At 54.6% G+C, this 19,011-nt stretch carries 17 protein-coding genes and 2 tRNA genes; 13 read left to right on the top strand and 6 right to left on the bottom strand.

The features are described from left to right. Positions 1–147: 147 nt before the first annotated feature. From tolB to pnuC, 8 genes are all read left to right on the top strand, one after another. Positions 148–1,440, top strand: coding sequence for a Tol-Pal system beta propeller repeat protein TolB (gene tolB, locus VSX58_RS05685; protein WP_327614699.1), 1,293 nt, complete (start codon positions 148–150; stop codon positions 1,438–1,440). Positions 1,441–1,480: 40 nt separating this feature from the next. Beyond that, complete coding sequence (gene pal / locus VSX58_RS05680) at positions 1,481–1,990, top strand: peptidoglycan-associated lipoprotein Pal (RefSeq protein WP_048635628.1); 510 nt, start codon at positions 1,481–1,483, stop codon at positions 1,988–1,990. A 9-nt stretch (positions 1,991–1,999) separates the two neighbouring features. Continuing rightward, positions 2,000–2,779 carry a cell division protein CpoB gene (gene cpoB / locus VSX58_RS05675; protein ID WP_327617257.1) on the top strand — a complete coding sequence of 260 codons (780 nt, stop codon included), beginning with the start codon at positions 2,000–2,002 and terminating at the stop codon, positions 2,777–2,779. 175 nt (positions 2,780–2,954) lie between these two features. Continuing rightward, positions 2,955–3,030, top strand: a tRNA-Lys gene (locus VSX58_RS05670). Between the two features lie 51 nt (positions 3,031–3,081). Then, positions 3,082–3,157, top strand: a tRNA-Lys gene (locus tag VSX58_RS05665). Positions 3,158–4,335: 1,178 nt separating this feature from the next. Continuing rightward, positions 4,336–5,052: a DUF554 domain-containing protein gene (locus VSX58_RS05660; RefSeq protein WP_327617256.1), complete on the top strand. Its 717-nt coding sequence runs from the start codon at positions 4,336–4,338 to the stop codon at positions 5,050–5,052. Between the two features lie 233 nt (positions 5,053–5,285). Continuing rightward, the gene (nadA, locus tag VSX58_RS05655) at positions 5,286–6,326 is read left to right on the top strand and encodes a quinolinate synthase NadA (protein WP_327617255.1); all 1,041 of its coding nucleotides are present in this window, start codon (positions 5,286–5,288) and stop codon (positions 6,324–6,326) included. A gap of 147 nt (positions 6,327–6,473) precedes the next feature. Next, entirely contained in the window at positions 6,474–7,199 is a 726-nt protein-coding gene (gene pnuC, locus VSX58_RS05650; RefSeq protein ID WP_327617254.1) for a nicotinamide riboside transporter PnuC, read from the top strand. A gap of 241 nt (positions 7,200–7,440) precedes the next feature. Here the strand turns inward: pnuC and zitB are convergent, their stop codons facing one another. Further along, the gene (zitB, locus tag VSX58_RS05645; RefSeq protein WP_327617253.1) at positions 7,441–8,364 is read right to left on the bottom strand and encodes a CDF family zinc transporter ZitB; all 924 of its coding nucleotides are present in this window, start codon (positions 8,362–8,364) and stop codon (positions 7,441–7,443) included. Between the two features lie 607 nt (positions 8,365–8,971). On the opposite strand from zitB, the gene aroG reads away from it, so the two are divergent. Next, positions 8,972–10,027 (top strand): 3-deoxy-7-phosphoheptulonate synthase AroG, encoded by a 1,056-nt coding sequence (gene aroG / locus VSX58_RS05640; RefSeq protein WP_327614693.1) that lies wholly within the window; start codon positions 8,972–8,974, stop codon positions 10,025–10,027. Between the two features lie 118 nt (positions 10,028–10,145). On the opposite strand, the gene gpmA is transcribed toward aroG, so the two are convergent. The 5 genes from gpmA to modE form a co-directional block, all read right to left on the bottom strand. Next, on the bottom strand, positions 10,146–10,898 hold the full coding sequence (gene gpmA / locus VSX58_RS05635; RefSeq protein ID WP_327614692.1) for a 2,3-diphosphoglycerate-dependent phosphoglycerate mutase: 753 nt from the start codon (positions 10,896–10,898) through the stop codon (positions 10,146–10,148). Between the two features lie 232 nt (positions 10,899–11,130). After that, a complete protein-coding gene (gene galM / locus VSX58_RS05630; protein WP_327617252.1) occupies positions 11,131–12,165 on the bottom strand; it encodes a galactose-1-epimerase in 1,035 nt (344 codons plus the stop codon). A gap of 109 nt (positions 12,166–12,274) precedes the next feature. After that, entirely contained in the window at positions 12,275–13,291 is a 1,017-nt protein-coding gene (galE, locus tag VSX58_RS05625; protein ID WP_327617251.1) for a UDP-glucose 4-epimerase GalE, read from the bottom strand. Between the two features lie 270 nt (positions 13,292–13,561). After that, a complete protein-coding gene (modF, locus tag VSX58_RS05620) occupies positions 13,562–15,055 on the bottom strand; it encodes a molybdate ABC transporter ATP-binding protein ModF (protein ID WP_327617249.1) in 1,494 nt (497 codons plus the stop codon). Positions 15,056–15,117: 62 nt separating this feature from the next. Beyond that, on the bottom strand, positions 15,118–15,909 hold the full coding sequence (modE, locus tag VSX58_RS05615) for a molybdenum-dependent transcriptional regulator (RefSeq protein ID WP_327617248.1): 792 nt from the start codon (positions 15,907–15,909) through the stop codon (positions 15,118–15,120). Between the two features lie 214 nt (positions 15,910–16,123). On the opposite strand from modE, the gene VSX58_RS05610 reads away from it, so the two are divergent. The 4 genes from VSX58_RS05610 to modC all read left to right on the top strand — a co-directional run bounded on the left by VSX58_RS05610 (position 16,124) and on the right by modC (position 18,955). Then, the gene (locus tag VSX58_RS05610) at positions 16,124–16,270 is read left to right on the top strand and encodes an AcrZ family multidrug efflux pump-associated protein (RefSeq protein ID WP_327614687.1); all 147 of its coding nucleotides are present in this window, start codon (positions 16,124–16,126) and stop codon (positions 16,268–16,270) included. A gap of 148 nt (positions 16,271–16,418) precedes the next feature. Continuing rightward, positions 16,419–17,192, top strand: a complete 774-nt coding sequence (gene modA, locus VSX58_RS05605) for a molybdate ABC transporter substrate-binding protein (protein ID WP_327614686.1) — start codon at positions 16,419–16,421, stop codon at positions 17,190–17,192. An 18-nt stretch (positions 17,193–17,210) separates the two neighbouring features. Continuing rightward, on the top strand, positions 17,211–17,897 hold the full coding sequence (gene modB, locus VSX58_RS05600) for a molybdate ABC transporter permease subunit (protein WP_327617247.1): 687 nt from the start codon (positions 17,211–17,213) through the stop codon (positions 17,895–17,897). Continuing rightward, on the top strand, positions 17,897–18,955 hold the full coding sequence (gene modC, locus VSX58_RS05595; RefSeq protein ID WP_327617246.1) for a molybdenum ABC transporter ATP-binding protein ModC: 1,059 nt from the start codon (positions 17,897–17,899) through the stop codon (positions 18,953–18,955). Before modB ends, modC begins: the two co-directional genes overlap by 1 nt. Positions 18,956–19,011: the final 56 nt, after the last annotated feature.

The raw sequence follows: 19,011 nt of genomic DNA, 5'->3' as shown, positions 1-19,011 counted from the left end.
GGCTGTTTACCGATATGGGTTTAAGATTGTTACTATGGTAAACAAACCAGGTTATAGTGTTTTATTGACATTGGTTTGTTTTTGTTAAAATTCTGCTGTAGCCGGTATATTTATCGCAGGCGTTATCGTCTGGATAAGGGAGATTAAATGAAGCAGGTACTTAAAGTCGCATTAAGTTTTTTAATGCTATGGGCAACGTTGCTGCATGCCGAAGTGCGCATCGAGATTACCCAGGGGGTAGACTCAGCGCGCCCTATCGGCGTCGTTCCTTTCAAATGGGCCGGGCCGGGCTCAGCGCCTGAAGATATCGGCGGCATTGTCGGCGCCGACTTGCGCAATAGCGGTAAATTCAACCCCATTGACGCCGCCCGTATGCCTCAGCAGCCTGCGACGGCGTCGGAAGTGACTCCGGCCGCCTGGACCGCGCTGGGGATTGATGCGGTTGTCGTCGGTCAGGTGCAACCCAGCGCCGACGGCAGCTACGTTATCTCTTATCAACTGGTCGATACTTCCGGCAATCCGGGAAGCGTATTGGTTCAGAACCAGTTTAAGGTCACTAAACAGTGGTTGCGTTATGCGGCGCATACCGCCAGCGATGAAGTATTTGAAAAGCTGAGCGGCATTAAAGGCGCGTTCCGCACGCGTATCGCCTATGTGGTGCAAACCAATGGCGGCCAGTTCCCTTATGAATTGCGCGTGGCGGATTACGACGGCTATAACCAGTTCGTCGTGCATCGTTCTCCCGAGCCGCTGATGTCGCCGGCCTGGTCGCCGGACGGCAGCAAACTGGCCTATGTGACGTTTGAAAGCGGCCGCTCCGCGCTGGTTATCCAAACGCTGGCGAACGGCGCTATTAGGCAGGTCGCATCCTTCCCGCGTCATAACGGCGCGCCGTCTTTCTCGCCTGACGGCAGCAAACTGGCGTTTGCGCTCTCCAAGAGCGGCAGCCTGAATCTGTACGTGATGAATCTGGGATCGGGGCAGATCAGCCAGGTAACCGACGGGCGTAGCAATAACACCGAGCCTAGCTGGTTCCCGGACAGCCAGACCCTGGCTTATACTTCGGATCAGGCTGGTCGGCCTCAGGTTTATAAAACCAATGTCAACGGCGGTTCGCCCCAACGTCTGACTTGGGAAGGCGCTCAAAATCAGGATTCTGAAGTGAGCGCCGACGGTAAATTTCTGGTAATGGTGGGTTCCAATGGCGGAGTTCAGCATATTGCCAAACAGGATCTGGTAACGGGCGCCGTGCAAGTATTAACGGACACGTTCCTGGACGAAACGCCAAGTATCGCACCTAATGGCACTATGGTTATCTATAGCTCTAAACAAGGGCTGGGTTCCGTGTTGCAGATAGTTTCGACTGATGGGCGTTTCAAAGCGCGTCTTCCGGCCACCGATGGACAGGTTAAATTTCCTGCCTGGTCGCCGTATCTATAAGTGCAGATATGTACAACAAACTATTTAAGGACACAAAGAGATGCAATTCAATAAAGTGCTGAAAGGCCTGATGTTGGCTCTGCCGGTACTGGCAGTTGCCGCATGTAGTTCTAACAAAAATGCAGGTAGCGACCAATCTTCCATCGGCGCCGCCGACGGCAGCGGTTTCGAAAATGGCGGCGCCTCTTCTTCTGAACAGGCTCGTCTGCAGATGCAAGAATTACAGCGCAACAATATCGTTTACTTCGATCTGGATAAGTACGATATTCGCTCTGATTTCGCTCAAATGCTGGATGCGCACGCCGCATTCCTGCGTAGCAACCCGTCTTACAAAGTGACTATCGAAGGTCATGCGGATGAACGCGGTACGCCGGAATACAACATCGCTCTGGGTGAACGTCGTGCTAATGCGGTACAGATGTACCTGCAGGGCAAAGGCGTTTCTTCCGATCAAATCTCTATCGTATCTTACGGTAAAGAAAAACCAGCCGTTCTGGGTCATGACGAAGCGGCATATGCCAAAAACCGTCGTGCCGTTCTGGTCTATTAAGAGAATCGCATGAGCAGTAACTTCAGACATCGCTTAGCGGGTCTGTCGTTACTGGTTGGCGTAGCGGCTCCTTGGGCCGCTACTGTCCAGGCAGCGCCAATCAGTAATGTCGGCTCGGGCTCGGTAGAAGATCGGGTCACGCAATTGGAGCGTATTTCTAACGCTCACAGTCAGGTTTTAACTCAACTTCAGCAACAACTCTCCGATACGCAGCGCGATATCGATAATTTGCGCGGGCAGATTCAAGAAAGCCAGTATCAGTTGAATCAGGTTGTTGAACGACAAAAACAGATCTATCAGCAAATTGATGGATTAAGCTCTTCGTCCGCATCTTCATCCGCCGCCCAAGCGCCGAGCGCGTCGGGAGCGGATTCGGGGGCGGGGGCTGACAATAGCGCGGCGCCGGCCAGTACCGGCGATGCGAATAGCGATTACAATGCCGCTGTTGCCCTGGTGCTGGAAAAAAAACAGTACGATCAGGCTATCAACGCATTTCAGGCTTTCGTTAAGAAATACCCGGATTCAACCTATCAACCCAATGCCAACTACTGGCTCGGACAGTTGAATTACAACAAGGGTAAAAAAGATGATGCCGCTTACTATTTTGCCAATGTAGTCAAGAATTATCCTAAATCCCCCAAAAGCGCGGAAGCCTTGCTCAAGGTTGGGGTGATCATGCAGGAAAAAGGTCAGGCGGATAAAGCCAAGGCCGTTTACCAGCAGGTGGTAAAAATGTACCCCAATACGGAAAGCGCCAAGCTGGCGCAAAAACGCCTGTCCGCGTCCTGACCCCTTCTATTCAGGAATAAAAATCGCTCTCCATGGGCGATTTTTGTTCTTTAGCGCCTGAAGAATAAGCAGTCAGCCCTTTTTTATGGAAAATAGGTTGCGCTGAAAATTTAAATTAGTAATATATGCCGCCGTTGCCAAGGCAATAGCGAGATGCCGAAGCAGCATGAAATTTGGGTCGTTAGCTCAGTTGGTAGAGCAGTTGACTTTTAATCAATTGGTCGCAGGTTCGAATCCTGCACGACCCACCAATTTCAGCATTAAGTTTTAATGCCGGTTTATCATCAGCAGTTCCGCATTGCGGGTCGTTAGCTCAGTTGGTAGAGCAGTTGACTTTTAATCAATTGGTCGCAGGTTCGAATCCTGCACGACCCACCACTATCCGTATAGTCCCTTTTTTAGCAACGATTTTCCTCTGGTGTGATATCGCTCATCCCGCCGTCACTTAAAAAGTCTGCCCTTTGCCATTAGCATCTTTGCCTGTATATAACGCTCAGGCAGAAGGGAGCCGAATGGGAACGGCAAACGCCGGTGGCGAAACTGAAAGCGCACGCGCTTATGCCGCGCGTGAGTCGGTGCCGGTATGTCGTGAGCATTGGAAACTCAGCGCCGCTGCTGCAACGTTTCTGCCCCTCGTACGCCCTGCTGGGATAGCAAACGATAGATAAAGAAAAACGTCCCTGGGCGCTCCTGGCGGCGTGTAAGAAGATGAAATCTTTTTGTTCCCATACGCAGCATTCCGCTGAAAAATGAAGCTGGCCGTTGCGGCGAAGACGATCCGCCATAAAGTTCATTAGCTAAAATAAGTTTTTATTATGGGAAGTAATATTATAGATAAGATACTGATTATGAATGCTGACAATATCTCCGCTCGTCCTTTATGGCTGATGGCTGAATAAATATAAAAACCGGCAGCAAGGAAAACACAAAAATAAACGCACAAAAATTTAGGTGAAAGCCATGTCGGCGCCCCAGGGAGTGCAAAGGAAGAAATAAGGCCAATTCCCAAGATTAAAAAAGGAATTTTGTCCAAAGATACGAGAACCATAGCGATCACTCCTCAGAAGTATCAGCAACCGCCTGAGGTTGCATGGGATGGAGAACTGAACGAATTCTATCTATATCGGTACCACCGAAAGCTCCAACCGCAGCTCCAGCAACAAAACCAACGACTGTGACAATGGGTTCAGCCTGTCATCGCTTTTTAATCCGAACTGCGGGATAAAAACGCATTTTTGTCCGACGCGGTATTGGCTTTTGCGACGTTCCGCCACTGACCTTAGCATGATTTTTTACGCGAAGGGAAAAACAACATGCTGTTATATATGACCATTCGCTAAATAAAGTTTAATGATTTTCTGGGAATTCGTTAGCCTGTAAGGATTGGCCGCAGAATGAAGCGAATCACCTGCGTTCAGCCCCCTGTTTGCATTGTTCTGCGTTATGACCGCCCGCGAATTGCGGTATATTACCTTTCTTTAGTCCTCTTTAGGGGTAGCGGCCGCACTCCTCGTGCGCGCTTATCCCGATGTAGATATCAGTGGTTAGGGAGTTTTATGGTCGGTCCTTTGATTAACGGCGCCGCTATCCTTGTCGGCGGCGGGCTGGGTATTGCGCTGCGGCGTTTTATTCCCCAACGGTTGCAGGATGGGCTGCCGCCCGCCTTCGCTATGGTGTCGATAGCAATGGGCGTCACGCTGGTGATAAAAGTACAGCAGCTGCCCGCGGTGGCGCTGGCGATTATCATTGGCGTCGCTGCCGGCGAATTGTTGCGCATGGAGTACGGCGTGCAAAAAGCGGGAATGATGATCCAACGTGCGCTTAGTCGTATCTTGCCGCAGCCGGAGCGCCGCCTGCCGCAGGACGTCTATACGCAGAATTTTACCGCGCTTATCGTGCTGTTCTGCGCCAGCGGTACTGGCGTCGTCGGGGCGCTGACCGAAGGGCTAAACGGCGATTATCAGCTGCTGATCATTAAGTCAGCGCTGGATATTTTTACCGCGTTGATTTTTTCCATAACGCTGGGCTTCGCCGTCATGTCGATAGCCATTCCCCAGCTTATCGTCCAATCGTTGCTGTTTTTTTCCGCCAGGCTGATTATGCCGTTTATGACGGAGATCTCGTCCGGCGATTTTTCCGCCTGCGGCGGAATTATTATGATCGCGGTAGGGCTGCGCATTGCGCAAATTAAGAGCTTCGCCGTCGTGAACTTTCTCCCCGCGCTGTTTCTGGTTATCCCCATCTCGTTGTTCTGGCATCGCTTCTTTGCCTGAAGATAGGGGCGGCGTTAGCGGCTTGGCATGGCGGACGTCCCGCCCGCCGCCGCGGCGTTAAACAGACTCTCCGATAATTTTTAATCCAATAAACAAAAAAACAATTTTCATGCGAAAACAGGCGACTTTTCGCTTTTTTTTAGGTAGTTTGTTTAGGATAAAAAACATTTAGACCTAGACGAGAGCGCCTGTCTTTCGGGCTCCGAGCCGTGTCGTTATCATGGAAATCCATCATGAGCACTCTTTTTGATAGCAATGAAACTATTTATCCTTTCCCTGCTAAACCTAAACCGTTATCGGCAGCCGCCAGGCAGCACTATCGCGGCAGGATAAAGTCGTTATTACAACAGAGCAATGCCGTGATGGTCGCGCATTACTATACCGACCCGGAAATTCAATCCCTGGCGGAGGAGACCGGCGGCTGCGTCGCGGACTCTCTGGAGATGGCGCGGTTCGGCGCTACGCACCCGGCCTCAACGCTGCTGGTGGCGGGCGTGCGCTTCATGGGGGAAACCGCCAAGATCCTCAGCCCGGAAAAAACCGTGCTGATGCCGACGCTTGAAGCGGAGTGCTCGCTCGACCTGGGGTGTCCGGTGGATGAGTTTAGCCGTTTTTGCGACGCCCATCCCGATCGCGCCGTGGTGGTTTATGCCAATACCTCGGCGGCGGTGAAAGCGCGCGCCGATTGGGTGGTAACCTCCAGCATTGCGGTTGAGCTGATAGAACATCTGGACAGCCTGGGGCAAAAAATCATCTGGGCGCCCGATCGCCATCTGGGCAGCTATGTGCAAAAGCAGACCGGCGCCGATGTGCTCTGCTGGCAGGGCGCCTGCATTGTGCATGACGAGTTTAAAACCCAGGCTCTGAAGCGAATGAAGGCGCTGTATCCCGAGGCGGCGATTCTGGTTCATCCGGAGTCGCCGCAAAGCGTCGTTGAGATGGCCGATGCCGTTGGTTCCACCAGCCAACTGATCCAGGCGGCCAAGAGACTGCCGCAGCGAGAGATGATAGTGGCGACCGATCGCGGCATTTTCTACAAGATGCAGCAGGCCTGTCCGGAAAAAACTTTGCTTGAAGCGCCTACCGCGGGCGAAGGCGCGACCTGCCGCAGCTGCGCGCACTGCCCCTGGATGGCGATGAATGGCTTGCGGGCGATTGCCGACGGCCTGGAGCAGCGCGGCGACGCGCATGAAATTTACGTGGATGCCGCGCTGAGAGAACGCGCATTGATTCCGTTAAACCGCATGCTGGATTTTGCCGCCGCGCTGAAGTGAGATGTTAGCGGTATTGTTTGATAACTCATGATTTCCATTTGGCTGCGCCCAATAACGTTCAGTGAACCGGATGCCGCCGGTAAGCGGAAAAATAAGGGGAAAGGCCATAAATTCGCGCACTATTATTTATTGAGACAGGATGACGAGATGGATTTTTTCAGTACCAGTAACATCTTAATTCATATCCCTTTCGGGACGGGCGGATACGATCTTTCCTGGATAGAGGCGATCGGCACGCTATTCGGACTGCTTTGTATCTGGTTGGCGAGTTTGGAAAAAACCATTAACTATTTGTTTGGTTTGATTAACGTTACGCTATTCGCCGTTATTTTTTTCCAGATTCAGCTCTATGCCAGTCTGCTGCTGCAAATTTTCTTTTTTGCCGCCAATATTTATGGCTGGTATGCCTGGACGCGTAAGACCGCTGCGCATGAAGCGGAGCTTAAAATCCGCTGGCTTTCGCTGCCCAAATTGCTTGGCTGGTCCGCAGTGTGCGTCGTGGCCATTGGATTGATGACCTTTTATATCGACGCATTTTTCGCCGTGCTGACGCGTATTGCGGTTTCGGGCATGCAAACGCTCGGCGCCGGCGTGCAAATGCCGGCGCTGCAGCCGGACGCGTTCCCATTCTGGGATTCCACGATGATGGTATTGTCGATCGTCGCCATGATACTGATGACGCGTAAGTACGTTGAAAACTGGCTGCTATGGGTGGTTATTGATGTTATCAGCGTGGTGATTTTCGCCTATCAGGGGGTCTACGCGATGGCGGTAGAGTACGCCGTTCTGACGTTAATCGCGCTGAATGGTTCCTGGCTATGGATTAAGAGCGCGCGGGAAAACCATTCCAAACCGTTATCCGTCGCGGCGTAAAGCCGCAGACGCCGCGATCCGCATGAAACTTGTCTGTCAGATCGAGATACCCGGGGCGATCACGGGGGTGAGGCGTCGTAAGCGGGAACCTCCCCCCGAGTTTCCCCTACAAAAACGCGTGCGTTTTTGAATGCCGCTGGCGGCGGCCCGCAGGGCGAGCCCCGCTACGGGGCGAGTAATATCTGACTTTGTCAACAGTCTGAGGCTCCCGCTGGGTAGCCTGTTTTCCATTTGTGCGCGATTAATGATGGTGGTGATGGCCGGACGTATGGTTGATGTCGCAGGTGTCATCGTCACAATGCTGGTACTCCATCTGAATCGTGGAGTGATCGATCCGGTAATGCTGCAGCAGATAATCCTGAATACGCTTTAGCAACGCGTCATGATCGTAAGGCGGAATAACCTGAGCATGGAGGGTCATTAACGGTTTTTCGCCGACCTGCCATAAATGGACATGGTGGATGTTTCTAACCTCCGGTATGTTGAGGGTCAGCTCTCTCTTGAGCGCGTCAATGTTTATCTGGCCCGGCGAGCCTTCCAACAGTTCATGCATACTCTCTTTCATCAACGCCCATGCGCTGCGCAACACCAGGCAGGAGACCACGATGGAGAGGATGGGATCGATCGGCGTCCATCCGGTAAACAGAATAATCAAGGCGGCGGCGATCGCGCCGACCGAGCCTAGCAAGTCCCCCAGAACATGCAGCGCCGCCGCCCGGACATTAATATTTTTCTCTTCGCCGCCGCGATGCAGCAGCCAGAACGCCGCCAGGTTGGCCGCCAGTCCCGCAACCGCAATAATCAGCATCGGCAGGCTTGCCACCGGCTGCGGTTGATAAAAGCGCTGGATGGCCTCCCAGAAGATAAAGACGGTAATCGCCACCAATGTCAGCGCATTAACAAACGCGGCGAGGGTGGTCAGGCGCAGGTAACCGAAGGTGTGGCGGGCATTGGCTTTACGCTGCGCGAAACGTACCGCTAACAGCGCCACCAATAGCGCCGCAGCATCGGTCAGCATGTGTCCGGCATCGGCGATAAGGGCCAGCGAGCCGGAATACCACCCGCCAACCGCCTCCGCCACCATAAAGGTCGCGGTGACAATAAATGCGGCTAACAGCCGTTTCCCGTTTCCCGGTTTTGCTTCTGCGTGATGGGAATCTGTCATAACCTGTCCTGCGTTGGGTGCATGTTATTGATTCTTTACTGTAGCCGACGGTAGGCAAAATTTTCTGCTGATTTTCCGCGCCCCACGGCCTGAAACCCGGTTGTCGCGGGAATGCCGAGCATTTAAACATCGAGATACGCGGGGCGACCACAGGGGTGAGGCATCCCTACGAGAACCTTTCCCTCTGCATTTCCCCTAAAGACCGGCTTAAGCGAACGGTATCAGGCTGTTGCGGAGAATTTTCGATATCGGCGTTTTTTAACCTGGTCAAAAAGCCATTTATGCGTATTGAAAAGCATTTGATCAGGAAAATGCGGTCAATTTCAGCGCCATTAAGTGGTTTGCTTGACATATAATAGTCAACTTGCAATATAAACAGCTTCATTTCTCAATCTATCAGCTATTTTACACATATACTCAAAATCATTCGTGCTGCAGGACAAAACGTTATCGTTTTGAACAACGCGAAGCGCCGGCCCCAGCGGGGCGGGCTCCACGGATGGCGCGATAACAAAGCCAACGCGCCTGCAGCTTGGATTATGAAGGGGATAGGTGGCGCGCGTTGGATAGGGGTGAAAAATACGGCTCTGGAATCGATGGAATTACTATGAATTACCAAAATGATGATTTAAGAATTAAAGAAATCAAGGAACTTTTACCGCCGGTTGCCCTGTTGGAAAAATTCCCGGCTACCGATCGTGCCGCGGAAACGGTCTCGTTCACGCGTACCGCCATTCATAAAATTCTTAACGGCAATGATGACCGCCTGCTGGTTATCATCGGCCCTTGTTCCATTCACGATCCTAAAGCGGCGAAGGAGTATGCGGCCCGTCTGCTTAAACTACGCCAGGAGCTGAATGACGATTTAGAAGTCGTGATGCGGGTTTATTTTGAAAAGCCGCGCACCACCGTGGGATGGAAAGGTTTGATTAACGATCCTCATCTGGATCATAGCTATCAGATTAACGACGGGCTGCGCATCGCGCGCCAGCTGCTGCTGGATATCAATAATACCGGTTTGCCCGCCGCTGGCGAATTTCTCGATATGATCACGCCTCAGTACCTTGCCGATTTGATGAGCTGGGGGGCGATCGGCGCGCGGACGACGGAGTCTCAGGTGCACCGCGAACTGGCTTCCGGCCTCTCTTGCCCGGTTGGTTTTAAAAATGGCACCGACGGCACCATTAAGGTCGCCATCGACGCGATTAATGCCGCCGGCGCGCCGCACTGTTTCCTGTCGGTGACCAAATGGGGACACTCCGCTATCGTAAATACCAGCGGCAATAACGATTGCCATATTATTCTGCGCGGCGGCAAAGCGCCGAACTACAGCGCGGAACACGTCAAAGAGGTCAAGGCGGGGCTGGAAAAAGCCGGACTGCCGGCGCAGGTGATGATTGACTTCAGCCATGCCAATAGCAGCAAGCAGTTCAAAAAGCAGATGGAAGTGTGTGAAGACGTTAGCCGCCAGATTGCGCAGGGCGAAAAGGCGATTATCGGCGTGATGGTCGAAAGCGCGCTGGTGGAAGGCAACCAGAATCTGGAGAGCGGCGAGCCGCTGGTCTACGGCAAAAGCGTGACGGATGCCTGTATCGGTTGGGAAGATACGGAGGTGCTGTTGCGTCGTCTGGCGGAGGCGGTGCGCGAGCGTCGCGGTAAATGATCGCCGGGTAAAGGGCGAATAGGGCGGGCGCGATATTTAACGCGCCCGCAGGGGCGCCAGTAAGCCCGCAATAAAAAACCCGGCGATTACGCCGGGTTTTTTACGCAGGTCGGCCGGATTACTTGGCTTTGCCCTGATTGGCTACCGCTGCGGCTTTTGCTGCGATTTCATCAGCATTACCCAGATAGTAGTGTTTGATCGGTTTGAAGTTTTCGTCAAACTCATAAACCAGCGGCACGCCGGTCGGGATATTCAGTTCGAGAATTTCTTCTTCGCTCATGTTGTCCAGGTATTTTACCAGGGCGCGCAGCGAGTTGCCGTGAGCGGCGATAATAACGCGTTCGCCGCTTTTAATGCGCGGCAGAATGGTTTCATTCCAGTAAGGAACCACGCGTTCGATGGTCAGAGCCAGACTTTCAGTCAGCGGAAGCTCTTTGTCGCTCAGAGATGCGTAACGCGGGTCGTGCCCGGGGAAACGTTCGTCATCGCGAGTCAGTTCCGGCGGCGTCACGGCAAAACCGCGGCGCCACTGTTTAACCTGCGCGTCGCCGTATTTCTCAGCGGTTTCCGCTTTGTTCAGACCTTGCAGCGCGCCGTAGTGACGTTCATTCAGTTTCCAGCATTTTTCCACTGGCAGCCAGGCTTGATCCAGCTCGTCCAGAATATTCCACAGCGTATGAATAGCACGTTTCAGCACGGACGTGTAAGCGAAGTCAAAGGAAAAACCTTCATCTTTAAGCAACTTACCTGCGGCTTTTGCTTCTGAACGACCTTTGTCGGACAGGTCAACATCGTACCAGCCTGTGAAGCGGTTTTCGTTGTTCCACTGGCTTTCACCGTGTCTTACCAGTACCAGCTTAGTTACAGCCATAGCTAAACTCCTTCATATCCTAAGATTTCTGTGATAACTCGCTTCATTATAGGGGGGGAGGAGGGCTATCGGCAATCTCTAGTCGAGAGTCAACGCCATTTATCAGCGTTATTTTTGTGCAAAATCATTCTCAGCTTTATCGTTTCAGCTAATTCGCGTCATTCTTGAGCAGCGGCGGGTAAAACGCCGGGAGCGCCAGCCGGAAAAGCGACGGGGATGACGAGATCGCCGGCTACCGGAAGAAAAACTGATAGGCGGTGGCGGAACGATAAACCTTTCCCGGTTTTAACCAGCAATCCGGCTGCGGCCACTCCGGGTGGTTGGGGCTATCCGGTAGAAATTCGCTTTCCAGCGCTATTCCGGCATAGTTTGCATACGTGTGGTCTTCGCGCGACGGCGTGCCGGCGAGAAAGTTGCCGCTGTAAAGTTGCAAGGCGGGCGCGCTGGTAAATACGCTCATCGATACGCGTCCGTCGGACGACCACAGATTGGCGGCCGGGCCTGCGCCGGAGCCGCGATGCAATAGATAGGCGTGATCGTAGCCGCCGACGACAAGCTGATCCCGGTCGCGCAGAAAATCTTGTTCCAGCGTTTTAGGCCGGCGGAAATCCATTCCGGTCTCTTTCACCTCGGCGAGGTTATCGCCGGGAATGCCGGCGCCGTCTACCGGCAGGTAGTAGTCCGCAAACAGCTGCAGCCGATGCCGGCGGACGTCCGTCGGCGCGCCGTCGAGATTAAAGTAGGCATGATTGGTCAGGCACACCGGGCAAGGTTTCTCCGCTACGGCCTGATACTCGATTTCCAGTGCGTTACGGTCGGTCAGACGATAGCATACCTGTACGCTAAGCCGGCCGGGAAATCCCTGATCGCCATCCGGCGAGTGCAGTTGATAGGTGACCTGGGCGGCATCCTGACGGAGGATCCGCCAGCGCCGGGCGTGAAAACCTTGCGGCCCGCCATGCAACTGGTGTTCTCCCTGATTGGCCGTAAGATGAAAAACGTCGTCTGCGCGGCGGATAACGGCGTTGGCGATGCGGTTGGCGTAACGGCCGATCGACGCGCCGAGATAGGCCCGCTGCCGCGGATATTGCGCGGGCGACGCGCACCCCAACAGCACTTCGCGCGCCTCGCCGTTCGCGAAGGGAAGCCGGCAGGAGAGCCAGGTCGCGCCCCAATCCATCAGGCGCACGCGCATGCCCGCCTGATTCGCTAATGTGGTCAATTGAAACGGCTGGCCGTCCGGCGCGGCGGTTTTTTCATTCGGCATGATCTGCTCCTGTGGATGCCATCATCGATGGGAATCGCCGCCGGCCGTCGCTGCAATCTATGCATTCCCGCCACCAGCGCGCTTTACATTGATGGCGGGCGATGAGATTTCAGTCCGGGTAGCCGTTCGGATGCGTGGACTGCCAGCGCCAGGTGTCCTGAGCCATTTCCTGCAGCGAACGTTTTACCCGCCAGTTCAGGTCATTGGCGGCTTTTTCCGCATCGGCCCAATAGGCGGCCAGATCGCCCTGGCGGCGCGGCGCGAAGTGATAGGCGACGGGTTTGCCGCAGGCCTGGCTGAACGCGTCGACCACCTGTAAGACGCTGTAGCCGACGCCGGCGCCCAGATTATAAATATGAACGCCGGCGCGATTTTGCAGGGTATTCATCGCGGCGACGTGACCGTCGGCCAGATCGACGACGTGGATGTAATCGCGCACGCCGGTGCCGTCTTCCGTCGGATAGTCGTTACCGAAAACCGCCAGCGATTCGCGGCGGCCAACGGCAACCTGAGCGATATACGGCATCAGGTTGTTGGGAATGCCCTGGGGATCTTCTCCCATCTCGCCCGAGGGATGCGCGCCGACCGGGTTGAAATAACGCAGCAGCGTAATGCTCCAGTCCGGTTCCGCGTGTTGCAGATCCTGCAAGATTTGTTCGACCATCAGCTTGCTGCGGCCGTAGGGGCTGGCGGGATGGCCGGTCGGGAAGCTCTCCTGATACGGGATGCGCGGCTGATCGCCGTAAACCGTGGCGGACGAGCTGAAAATCAGATTCTTTACGCCGGCTTTCTTCATGGCCTCGACCAAGACCAGCGTGCCGTAGATGTTGCAGTCATAGTAGGCGACCGGTTTCTGCACGGATTCCCCTACCGCTTTCAAACCGGCGAAATGGATCACCGAATCAATGGTATGACGGGCGAAGATGTCATCAAGCAATGCGCCGTCGCGTACGTCGCCCTGATAAAATTCGGGCGCTTTTCCCGTCAGCCGCGTAATGGTCTCAACGACGCTGGCTTTACTGTTGCATAGATTATCGAGAATGATGGGCTGATGCCCGGCGGCCAGCAGTTGTACACAGGTATGGCTGCCTATGTAACCGCTTCCACCAGTAACAAGAACGTTCATAATGACCTCTGCTTGAAAATTTATAAAAAAATAACACGGCGCGTGGCTGAAAAAGGTGATCTGCAGCCGAAAAAAAAGCGCCTGTTATGGATAATTTTTTAACGGGAACGCATGCGATTGCGGTCTTTTTTTGTGCAAGTAAACGTCGTTTTTTATGCTGAACGTTTGAAAGTGGTAGCGTTCTCACTCGGGCGCGTTCCCTAAACAGTCCGCCCTGTAGGATTCTGATTTGGAGTTAAAAGATCAATCGGAATCCTGAGGAATTTCTGCTTACGATTTATTAGCGCTGCTCGGGGCGATCTCTTCGGTTTGATAGTCGTATCCCCCGTCTCTGGCGACAAACGTCAGGCGGTGGGTAATACACTGCGGAGCGTCTTCCGCATGGTGGGAGACGAATAGCAACTGCGTGTCGCCTTCCCCGATCAGAATATCCAGCCAGCGGCGGACCAGCTGGCGGTTGAGGGGATCCAACCCCTGCAAGGGTTCATCAAGGATCAGCAGCGCGGGATGTTTAACCAGCGCTCTGGCGATCAGCGTCAGCCTCTGCTGACCCCAGGAGAGCGATTGAAACGGCGCGTCGGCAATCTCGCCGTTAAGGCCCAGCAGGGTCAGCCACTGATTGGTTAGCTGCCGCTGGCGATCGGAAACCGCCTGATAGATGCCGATGGAATCAAAAAAGCCGGAGAGAATTACGTTGCGCACGCTGACGCTGACGCGATAGTCAAGGTGGAGGCTGCTGCTGACGTAACCGATATGCCGTTTGATATCCCAGATGGTTTCTCCGCTGCCGCGTCGGCGGCCGAACAGCGTGAGATCGTTACTGTAGCCTTGCGGATGATCACCGGTAATCAGACCGAGCAGCGTGGATTTCCCGGCGCCGTTCGGGCCGACAATCTGCCAGTGCTGGTTCGGCAGCACTTCCCAGGTTAAGCCGTGCAGAATCGGGCGGTCGTTATAGGTTACGACGCCGTTGCGCAGCGTAATACGCGGTTCATGCGCCGGAAGTTTGGTATGCAGTTTCGGATCTTCCGGTTCGGGCAGGGCGCTGGCGGACAGTTTTTCGCTGTAGGCCAATTGGGCGATAAGGGCTTCTTGTAACAGCGCCTCCCGTTCTCCTGTCCGGGTAAGCGTACAGTCGGCCAGAATGCCGACCCGATTGATGAACTCAGGGATATCGTCGAAGCGGTTCAAGATCAGCGCAACCGTATAGCCCTGAGCGGCCAGTTCGGGCAGATGCGCGGCAAGCTGCCGGCGCGAGGAGACGTCCAATCCGTCAAAGGGTTCGTCCAGAATAAGCAGATCCGGCTCAGGCATTAATGCCTGGCACAGCATGGTCTTGCGCGTTTCGCCGGTGGAGAGGTATTTAAAACGGCGCGTCAGCAGAGGATCTATGCCGAACAGCGCAGCCAACTGCCGGCAGCGTACGGGATCCTTGACCGCATCCTGAATCACTTCCGCGGTGGTGCGCCCGGTATCGTCTTCGCCGCTGCTCAGCATATCGGTGTTATTGCGTTGCCATTCGGCGCAAACCAACTGTTGCAATTGTTCGAACGACAGCCGGGCAATACGCTGAAAGCCGCACCGGCGTTCGCCGCTCAGCGGCGGCAATTCGCCGGACAGGGCACGAGCCAGCGACGATTTCCCGCTGCCGTTTGCGCCGACGAACGCCCAGCATTGATGTTTTTCGATCGTGAGCTCATCCAGACGCAGCACGCGGGTGTCGCTTAAGCGGAATAACCCTTGCGATATTTTCAACAACGACATTTTTCTCCCTTCCTACGGCAGGTGTAAACTTGAACCAACGGTATATCAGACGGCGGGCGTGTTTAGCAGAGCGTCGCGATGATGACCTTGTCGGCATTAAAATAAGCGTGGATAGGCTGCTCGGGCGCGAGCCGTTGCTGTAAGACGACGGCGTTAGGCACCGTTGCGCACAGCGTTTCCCCGCCGGCCAGCGTGACCAGCACCTCGCTATTTTCAGCGCCGGGCTGAATACTCTTGATCTGTCCGTTAAGGACGTTATCCGCTTCGCCCTCCGGCGGCGTTCCCGCGCACAGATTGACCCAGGGCGCCTTAATCAGCGCCAGCACCTCTTTACCCGGCGCGAGCTGTAAACGCTCGGCGCTTTGCTGGGTAATCAGCGCGCTTATCGACGTTTTGCCATCGGCGAGCAAAATTTCCAGATGCTGCTGCACCTGTTGATTGCTGCGTGCGAGCACGGTGCCGAAAAACTGATTTCGGGCGCTGGTTTGCAGTGAAAAACGCGCAATTGCCGCCAGCAGGCTATCTAGCGGTAAAGCGTCATCCTGTAATACATCAAACGCTTTTTGCTGAATTTGCGCGAGCAGGTCGTAAAGCTGAATCAGCCGCTCGCCATAGCGGGTAATTTGCGCGCCGCCGCCGCCTTTTCCCCCGGTCATGCGCTCAACTAACGTCTGCTCCGCCAATTGGTTCATTTCGTTGATGGCATCCCATGCGCTTTTATAACTGATGCCCGCCAGTTTGGCGCCCTGGCTGATTGAACCGGTATGGCGGATCTGTTTCAGCAACTCTATGCGCCGCGGGTCGGCAAATAGACGCTGCTGGAGTTTGAGGGTAAGAAGAATTTCAGCTTGCATGCGCGAGTCCGCCGAAGGTGAGTGACATTGGGTTTTAATAATTTGTATTGTCGCCATTTTTTTCATCGGGGGCAAATCGCACGAATGGCAGCGCTATTTTCTCTCGTTAAGTTACAATATTGGCTCATTGTGGCGACTATGGTAGCTTACGGTGATTCGGTTCGCCGGGTGAGCGGCTCGCGTAACGATAAGCGTTGCGATAAGTGAGGTAAGCATGTTGGAGTTATTAAAAAGCCTGCTATTTGCAGTAGCGATGGTGCCGGTAATGATGGCGATTATTTTGGGCGCCATTTATGGATTGGGCGAGGTGTTTAACGTTTTTTCCAAGATCGGCCATAGCGAAGCGAAAAAACAGCATTAATGGATTTTCCCCCCTGCGATTTCGATGTCCGGCGCTCTGCCGGACGCTTTATTTTCCAACGGCGATCCCGCTTTCTGAAAAGCGTATGACACGGCTTTAATTTTCGTTATATTATCCTCGATATAACGATGGGTATTGGGAGACGGGAATGAAAAAGCAGTGGATAAAATGGGTTACCGCACTGACGCTTAGCGTGGGCGTCGCGCTGCCGGCAATGGCGGCGGAAGAGAAAGTGACGGTGTTTGCCGCCGCGTCGCTGACCAACGCATTACAAGAGATCGCCACGCAATATCAGAAAGAGAAAAATGTCACGATCGTTGCCTCTTATGCATCATCGTCGACGCTGGCGCGCCAGATCGAGCAGGGCGCGCCTGCCGACATGTTTATCTCCGCCGATCAGCAATGGATGGATTACGCTCAGGATAAAAACCTGATGGACGCCGCTACCCGCTATACGCTATTGGGTAATGAGCTGGTGGCGATCGCGCCGAAAACCAGCGCGGTTAAAGACGTGGCCATCAATGATAAAACCGATTGGAAAAGCCTGTTGCAAGGCGGCCGTCTGGCCGTGGGCGATCCGGATCACGTTCCCGCCGGCATTTATGCCAAAGAGGCGTTGCAAAACCTGAAAGCCTGGGATGAGCTGTCGCCGCTGATGGCGCGGGCGAATAATGTGCGCGCGGCCATGGCCTTGGTGGAGCGTGAAGAAGCGCCGTTGGGTATTGTGTATGGTTCTGATGCCGTCGCCAGCGACAAGGTCAAAGTTGTCGGCATATTTCCGACCAGTAGCCATAAGCCGGTGGAATACCCGATGGCGATTGTGAAAGAGCATAAGAACGCGGCGGTGACGGGTTTCTACGACTATCTGAAAACGCCGGCGGCGGCCGAAGTGTTTAAACGTTTCGGATTTACTCCGCGTTAATGACGTCAGTGACCATCGATGTTAAGTGATTATGAATGGCAGGCGGTTGAACTCAGCCTCAAGGTGTCGCTTGCGGCGGTGGTATGCAGCCTGCCAGTGGGGATCCTGATGGCGTGGATTCTGGTGCGCTTTCGCTTCCCGGGTAAATCGCTGCTCGATAGCATCATCCATTTGCCGTTGGTGTTGCCGCCGGTGGTGATCGGTTATCTACTGTTGGTCGCCATGGGGCGGCGAGGGGTCATTGGCGCCTGGCTGTATGAGTGGTTTGGTTTTAGCTTCAGTTTCAGTTGGCGCGGCGCGGCCTTGGCGTCGGCGATCGTCGCTTTTCCTTTGATGGTCCGGGCGATTCGCTTGTCTCTGGAGGCGGTGGATACGCGTCTTGAGCAGGCGGCGCGAACGCTGGGCGCCTCTCCCTGGCGCGTATTTTTTACCATTACCTTACCGCTTTCCTTTCCCGGCATCGTGGTCGGCACGGTGCTGGCCTTCGCCCGTTCTTTGGGCGAGTTCGGCGCGACCATCACCTTTGTTTCCAATATTCCCGGCGAAACCCGAACCATCCCTCTGGCGATGTATACGCTGATTGAAACGCCCGGCGCGGAAGCGGACGCCGCAAGGCTGTGCGCCATCGCCATCGCGCTTTCGCTGGTTTCCCTGCTGCTGTCCGAGTGGCTGACGAACTGGAGCCGTAAACGGCTGGGGGGATAATGTTACAGCTCGATTTCGACCAACAGCTGGGCGATCTGCATCTCAGCGTCAAAGAGGATTTGCCCGCCAGCGGCATTACGGCCGTTTTCGGCGTTTCCGGTGCGGGGAAAACCTCATTAATCAATGCTATTGTCGGGCTAACCCGCCCGAAGTCGGGACGTATCGCGCTTAACGATCGCGTGCTGGTCGATACCCGGCTGCATATTTTTCTGCCGCCGGAAAAACGCCGCATCGGCTACGTTTTTCAGGACGCGCGTTTATTTCCCCATTACCGCGTCCGCGGCAATCTGCGCTACGGCATGGCCGGCGGAATGGACGGGCAGTTCGCCGATATCGTTCGCCTGCTGGGCATCGAGCATTTGCTGGGGCGTTATCCGCTGACGCTGTCGGGCGGGGAAAAGCAGCGGGTGGCCATCGGCCGCGCGTTGCTGACCGCGCCCGATCTGCTGCTGATGGATGAGCCGCTGGCCTCTCTTGATTTGCCGAGAAAACGGGAGCTGCTGCCTTACCTGGAGCGCTTGGCGAAAGAGGTGAATATTCCCATTCTGTACGTGAGCCACAGTATGGAGGAGGTCCTGCGGCTGGCGGATCGCGTACTGGTGTTGGATCAGGGGAAAGTCAAGGCGCAGGGCAAGCTGGAGGATGTCTGGGCCAGCAGCGCGCTACGTCCCTGGCTGCCGCGGGAAGAGCAGAGCAGCATATTGAACGTGCGCGTTCTTGAGCAGCACGATCGCTATGCGATGACGGCGCTGTCGCTGGGCGATCGTCACCTGTGGGTGGGAAAAGTGGATGCGCCGCTAAATACGCCGCTGCGCATCCGTATCAATGCCGCCGATGTCTCGCTGGTATTGAGGCCGTCCGCCGGCAGCAGCATCCGCAATGTTCTTCCGGCCAGAGTGGTCGAGTGCATTGATGTTGAGGATCAAATCGAAGTGAAGCTGGCGATCGGCGATCAAGCGCTGTGGGCGCGGATCACGCCGTGGGCGCGCGATGAACTCTCTCTGCATCCGAATATGCAACTTTACGCACAGATAAAAAGCGTATCGATCACCGCCTAAAGCGTGTTCATCGGTCGTTTGCGCCGGGGCATCCGCGCCGCCTGAAACCGCGGGTC

Source organism: Brenneria populi (genome assembly GCF_036016195.1).
Lineage (GTDB): Bacteria > Pseudomonadota > Gammaproteobacteria > Enterobacterales > Enterobacteriaceae > Brenneria > Brenneria populi.
Note: the sequence above shows the minus strand (reverse complement) of the source record. Positions and strands in the feature narration are given on the sequence as shown.

What these genes read in the sequence shown, in the direction of transcription:
- tolB (WP_327614699.1), top strand. Translation starts at nt 148, where the DNA reads ATGAAGCAGGTACTTAAAGTCGCATTAAGTTTTTTAATGCTATGGGCA.
- pal (WP_048635628.1), top strand. Translation starts at nt 1,481, where the DNA reads ATGCAATTCAATAAAGTGCTGAAAGGCCTGATGTTGGCTCTGCCGGTA.
- cpoB (WP_327617257.1), top strand. Translation starts at nt 2,000, where the DNA reads ATGAGCAGTAACTTCAGACATCGCTTAGCGGGTCTGTCGTTACTGGTT.
- VSX58_RS05660 (WP_327617256.1), top strand. Translation starts at nt 4,336, where the DNA reads ATGGTCGGTCCTTTGATTAACGGCGCCGCTATCCTTGTCGGCGGCGGG.
- nadA (WP_327617255.1), top strand. Translation starts at nt 5,286, where the DNA reads ATGAGCACTCTTTTTGATAGCAATGAAACTATTTATCCTTTCCCTGCT.
- pnuC (WP_327617254.1), top strand. Translation starts at nt 6,474, where the DNA reads ATGGATTTTTTCAGTACCAGTAACATCTTAATTCATATCCCTTTCGGG.
- zitB (WP_327617253.1), bottom strand. Translation starts at nt 8,364, where the DNA reads ATGACAGATTCCCATCACGCAGAAGCAAAACCGGGAAACGGGAAACGG.
- aroG (WP_327614693.1), top strand. Translation starts at nt 8,972, where the DNA reads ATGAATTACCAAAATGATGATTTAAGAATTAAAGAAATCAAGGAACTT.
- gpmA (WP_327614692.1), bottom strand. Translation starts at nt 10,898, where the DNA reads ATGGCTGTAACTAAGCTGGTACTGGTAAGACACGGTGAAAGCCAGTGG.
- galM (WP_327617252.1), bottom strand. Translation starts at nt 12,165, where the DNA reads ATGCCGAATGAAAAAACCGCCGCGCCGGACGGCCAGCCGTTTCAATTG.
- galE (WP_327617251.1), bottom strand. Translation starts at nt 13,291, where the DNA reads ATGAACGTTCTTGTTACTGGTGGAAGCGGTTACATAGGCAGCCATACC.
- modF (WP_327617249.1), bottom strand. Translation starts at nt 15,055, where the DNA reads ATGTCGTTGTTGAAAATATCGCAAGGGTTATTCCGCTTAAGCGACACC.
- modE (WP_327617248.1), bottom strand. Translation starts at nt 15,909, where the DNA reads ATGCAAGCTGAAATTCTTCTTACCCTCAAACTCCAGCAGCGTCTATTT.
- VSX58_RS05610 (WP_327614687.1), top strand. Translation starts at nt 16,124, where the DNA reads ATGTTGGAGTTATTAAAAAGCCTGCTATTTGCAGTAGCGATGGTGCCG.
- modA (WP_327614686.1), top strand. Translation starts at nt 16,419, where the DNA reads ATGAAAAAGCAGTGGATAAAATGGGTTACCGCACTGACGCTTAGCGTG.
- modB (WP_327617247.1), top strand. Translation starts at nt 17,211, where the DNA reads ATGTTAAGTGATTATGAATGGCAGGCGGTTGAACTCAGCCTCAAGGTG.
- modC (WP_327617246.1), top strand. Translation starts at nt 17,897, where the DNA reads ATGTTACAGCTCGATTTCGACCAACAGCTGGGCGATCTGCATCTCAGC.